Here is a 4,510-nt window from a genome sequence, read left to right on the forward strand (position 1 = left end):
TCTTCTTAAGCAAAATCCTGCCTTGCCAGAGCCTGCAGGGGGAGCACCTGGACCTCACCGAGGCACCGGTTTTCCACCTCTTCTTCGATCCTCGCTGATCCTCGCTGGAGACTCGAAATAGCAGACCGGCACTTCCAGAAGCAACAGCGCCCACTGTCTTTCTCACCTTCCTAGAAGAGGTAAGCGACCTCCTGCGCTACAGTGCCTTCCTTCAGCAAGCCCGGCAGCTATTTGATGTAGCTCCCATGTCCCTTGCTTAGGGGGAAAACCTGTCGTAGAGGCCAGGTGCTCGTCTGGGCAAGACCACCACTTGCTTAATGTACCTGCCAGCACAACTTGGCGGGAGCTTACTTGAAATCGACTCGAGAAGTTGTCTGGCTTGGGGTTTTGAAGCTGAGCAAGCTGCAAGCTGGTGTCTTGCCCCGCTCCTAGATTTGGGATACTACCTCCTTTCCTGAATCACTACACTTTTAATCTAGCTCAGGCTGGGTACTCCTACAGTGGATAGCAACTGTCTTTAACAGACTAGATTATTTCTTCAATTGGCTTGCTATTTTTCTTCACGGGCGCCACCTAAATCCCATTTCTCTCCCAGAGAGGAGCCCACTTTTTGGGAACTTTTTGGCAGGCAGGCCAGTCGAAGGGAACCGCAGTTCCGAGGCCACAGGATTAGCAGAGAAAAGTAGGGGGGGCGGTAGTCGGCCAATCCGTCGAGGGTGGGAAAAAGGGCTTGCTGGGGCCAACCAGCCCAGACCACCAGGCTGGCCTGCTGCAACCAGCCTCTTTCGGCCAGCCACTGCCAAACTTGGGGGTAGACAGAAGCCACCTTCATGAGGACAACCACATCAGCCCAAGCACAGGCCTCCTCCAGCTCTGCTAGGGCAAAAAGAGCTGGCAAGATGGCCAATTTCTCAGGGCCAAGGGCCAAGGGAGATCCCAAGGCCGCCGCAGCAGCCAGAGGGGAGGATACTCCCGGTATGGCCTGGATGAGCACGTCGGGGAGCCGCTGCCGCAGGGCCTGGGCCAGGTAGGCGAAGGTGCTGTAAAGACCCACATCCCCTTCGCAAACAAAGACCACATCTTCTCCTCGTTCTAGGGGAGGGGCCAGTTGCGCGGCAGCTGCTTCCCAGGCCCCTTGGAGGAGCTCAGGTTGGAGGACAAAGGGTAGATGCAGCGGCAGCAGAGTTTGCTCCGGCCGCAGCCAAGGACGGACGATTTGGTAGGCCAAGCCCGGCTGGCCGTCAGCATTTTGGGGGCAGGCCACCCACTTGGCGGCCTGGAGAATCCGCACTGCCTTCAGGGTAAGCCACTCAGGATCCCCTGCTCCGGCACTGACACCCCAAAAAGTTCCCAAACCCATGCCAGCGTACGTCTAGGAGGCTTCCCCCTCCGGCTTCTCCAAGCTAGAGCTGGCGGCCTCAGAGCCCCCCTCAGGCGCTGGGGAGCTCTGCTCGGCGTGCCTTTTGCTCTCTGCAGCTAGATAACCCAAAGCTTCCTGGAGGGAGTTGCGCAGAGCCAGGAACTTCTCCAGCCGCACCAGCTTTACCGTTTGGGTAATCCGAGGGTTACTGACCACCTGGAAGATGCCCCCACGGCCCTGTACCAGTTTGGCCAGTTGTACCAGGGCGCCGACGCCAGAGCTGTCAATGAAGTCGATCCCTGTCAAATCGAGGACAAGGTTGGGGGATCCCTCTTCTAGGTGCTTGGTAACCACTTTCACGAACACTGGCTCAGAAAAAGCATCAAGGAGACCTGTCAGGCGAAAGACCTGGCAGTTTTCCAAGGCTTCGTAGCTGCCACGCAAACTAACTGTCAGAGACAGAGGTTCCGGAATGGCTTTTCTCCTTTTATCTCCCGACTGCTCCAAACTATACACCAGTGGACAAAGCTGTAAGCACCCCACACCACCAACGCAGCCGCTCTCGCAGCCTTACTCTGTCCGCTGTTGGTGCTTTTTCCTACTTCCTCAACCCACAGCGCGGGGCAGGCTACCCCTAGGGCCAGAGGGATCCTCCCCACAAGCTGGGGGTGGAGACATTGTAGACAGCTGGACGAAGATTTGCAAATGAAGGCCTAGGTTAGAAGCTGAGCCCGCCGGGGGATCCCTTAGCATCCCTGTTCCCTCAGCGAGGGGGTATTTGAGCAGGGGACTGCGTCTAGGAGTAGGGAGTTCTTCTCTCTGGCCCCTCATGGCAAGCCAGGAGTCCTTGGGTAGGATGGGGGCAGTTTTGGCTGTCCCCGAGGAGGCCAGCCTATAGGCCAAGCAGGGCTTCTCAAAAGGGGTGCTCCGGATCCCTGAGGGTAGGTGTTGGGCAAAGATCAGCACAACAAAGAGGGTAAAGTGCCGCAGCGACCATTTCCCCTCTCCTGCTGGATAAGGATAGGGGGGGGCTTAGGCTTGAGCTTGACGGCTGCTGCTTTCGGGGCTGCCTGGGGCATCGGGGCCTACCTTCAAGATCACGTGCTGCCGCAGGTAGAAGAAACCCTCTCGCAGGCGATGCGCCGGCGGGTGGAATTGGGAGAGGTGAGGCTTGTTGCTCCCTGGGGGCTACGGCTGGGAGAAAGCCGCATCGAACATTTGGCCAGCATTGGCTCTATTGACCTCAGCCCCGACTTTTGGACCTGGCTACAAACAGGCCAGTGGGCGCTCAACATTACCCTGAACCAGCCCCAGTTGCTGTGGATGGAAACGCTGGATCGCGGCTGGGCAGATGTGCAGTTTCAACTCCCAGAAGGGGAGGGATCCCTGCCTGTCCAGGAGCTGTACGTCCGTTTGCAGGAGGGATCCCTGACGGCCATCCCTTTAGTGGGGGAGCGGCGGCAGTTTGACCATCTGCAGGGCCAGCTGCAGGTGCGGCTGAGTGCCCCGCCGGGGGAGGGGGGCGGAGGACAGGCCAGCTTCCAGCTCTCGGCACGGCTGCAAGGAGGGTACCCCCTGCAGCTTAGGGGGGTGGTGGATTTTGCCCAGGCTGCTGGCTCGGTAACCCTTGCTGCTGCCCGCCTCCCCTTGGAGCTGCTGCCCAGCGTGCTGCCGGCGGCGCCCTTGACTGAGGTGGAGGGGGAAGCTGCTCTAGATCTCCAAGTCCTCTGGGGAGGAGAACGCCCTCTGGAATTGAGGGGCCAAGCCCACATCCAGCAGGCGCGGCTGGGGTTGGAGAGGCTGCCGCATCCTTTTGAAGCAGTCAGAGGCTCCGTTCGCTTTACCCTAGAGGAGCTGGAGCTGCAGGGGGTGAGCGGTCGTTTTGGCCAGCTCTCTTTCAGGGATCTCAACGGCTCCATTGCCTTCGCCAACAGCGAGGGATTCACTCTGCAAGCTGTCATGGCCCCAGCCAGCCTGCAGCAAATCCAGGAGACTTTCAACTTTGAGCTGCCGGTAGCGGCGGCAGGGGTGGTGGCGGGATCCCTGGCGGTTACTGGCCCGCTCGAGGGGCCGCAGCTCCAAGGGCAGTTGCAAGGGATCTCGCCGGGGCAGGTGGATCGCCTGGTGGTGCCGGAATATGCTTTTGGCTTCCGCTGGGCCGGCCAGACCTTGGCTTTTGAGAACATCGACCTGAAGGCCGTAGGTGGACGCGTCCAGGGATCTGGACAACTGCAATGGGCTGCCGGCTTGGTGGGCCACTTCCAGTTGCAGGTGACGGAGGCTAACCCCGAGCAGGTGCTGGCCCTCTACGGCGTCAACCTGCCGCGGCGGGGCAAGCGGCCCTGGGCGGGACCAGTAAGCGCTCAGGTACAGGTGGCGCTGACGGGATCCCAGCCCCAGGTGGAGGCCACCTGGGAAACCCAAGGGGGAGAGATTGCCGGCAGAGGACAGCTTCAGATCTTGCCCGAGGGGGGGGGCTGGGCGGTGGAGGTGCCACAGGCGGTGTTGGAGCTGGGCGGGGGGCAGGCCCAGGTGGCGGGGCGGTGGGCGGCAGGGCAACTCCAGGCGCAGCTGGCTCCCCAGGATCTGCCGCTGGCCTTTTTTAACCCCCAGTGGCCGGGATTCCTCTCCGGGGAGCTGACGGCGCAGGTGAACACAGCGGCGGCGGCGGAGGTGGGTTTCCTGGCGGCGTTGCGGGCCCAGGGATCCCTGGCGCTGTCGCAGCTTGGGGAGGAAAAGGGCCTGGGGCTAGCCGATTCCATCAGAGGCCAGGTGGCCTGGGATGGCGGGGGCTTGGCAATCCAAGCAGCAGAAGTCCTGGCCGGCACCACCCGCTTGGCCAGGGTAGAGGGACGGATCCCCGTAGACCCGCAGACGCTGCAGGTGGGATCCCTGGATCTGAGCTTTGCCGCCGACGGGATCCCCCTGGCAGAAGTACTCGGCCTGCCGCCGAGGGTGGCGGGGGTGCTGCAGGGCTCCGGGCAGCTCCGCGGATCGCTGGAGGAGTTGCAGGTGACTGGCGAGGCCCAGTTGCGCGGCTTGCAGGTGGGGGAGGTGGCCTTTGCCGACTTGGCCGGGCCCTTTAGCTGGTCTAGCCAGGGGACGGCGGTGGAGCTAGCGGGGGCGCGGGAGCGGCTAGCGCTGCAGTTG

3 protein-coding genes are annotated in these 4,510 nt (G+C 61.6%); 1 reads left to right on the forward strand and 2 read right to left on the reverse strand.

Translation table 11 applies throughout. From position 1 onward, the window contains the following. Nucleotides 1–550: 550 nt before the first annotated feature. Both NW827_RS09085 and NW827_RS09090 read right to left on the reverse strand, forming a co-directional pair. Entirely contained in the window at nt 551–1,360 is an 810-nt protein-coding gene (locus NW827_RS09085) for a precorrin-2 C(20)-methyltransferase (protein ID WP_414503591.1), read from the reverse strand. A gap of 12 nt (nt 1,361–1,372) precedes the next feature. Next, the gene (locus NW827_RS09090) at nt 1,373–1,804 is read right to left on the reverse strand and encodes an STAS domain-containing protein (RefSeq protein ID WP_414404673.1); all 432 of its coding nucleotides are present in this window, start codon (nt 1,802–1,804) and stop codon (nt 1,373–1,375) included. Between the two features lie 600 nt (nt 1,805–2,404). On the opposite strand from NW827_RS09090, the gene NW827_RS09095 reads away from it, so the two are divergent. Further along, a partial coding sequence (locus NW827_RS09095) for a DUF748 domain-containing protein (protein WP_414503592.1) occupies nt 2,405–4,510 on the forward strand: 2,106 nt, incomplete at its 3' end.

Origin of the sequence: Synechococcus sp. H70.1 (assembly GCF_047502705.1) — a bacterium.
Taxonomy (GTDB): Bacteria; Cyanobacteriota; Cyanobacteriia; order Thermostichales; family Thermostichaceae; genus Thermostichus.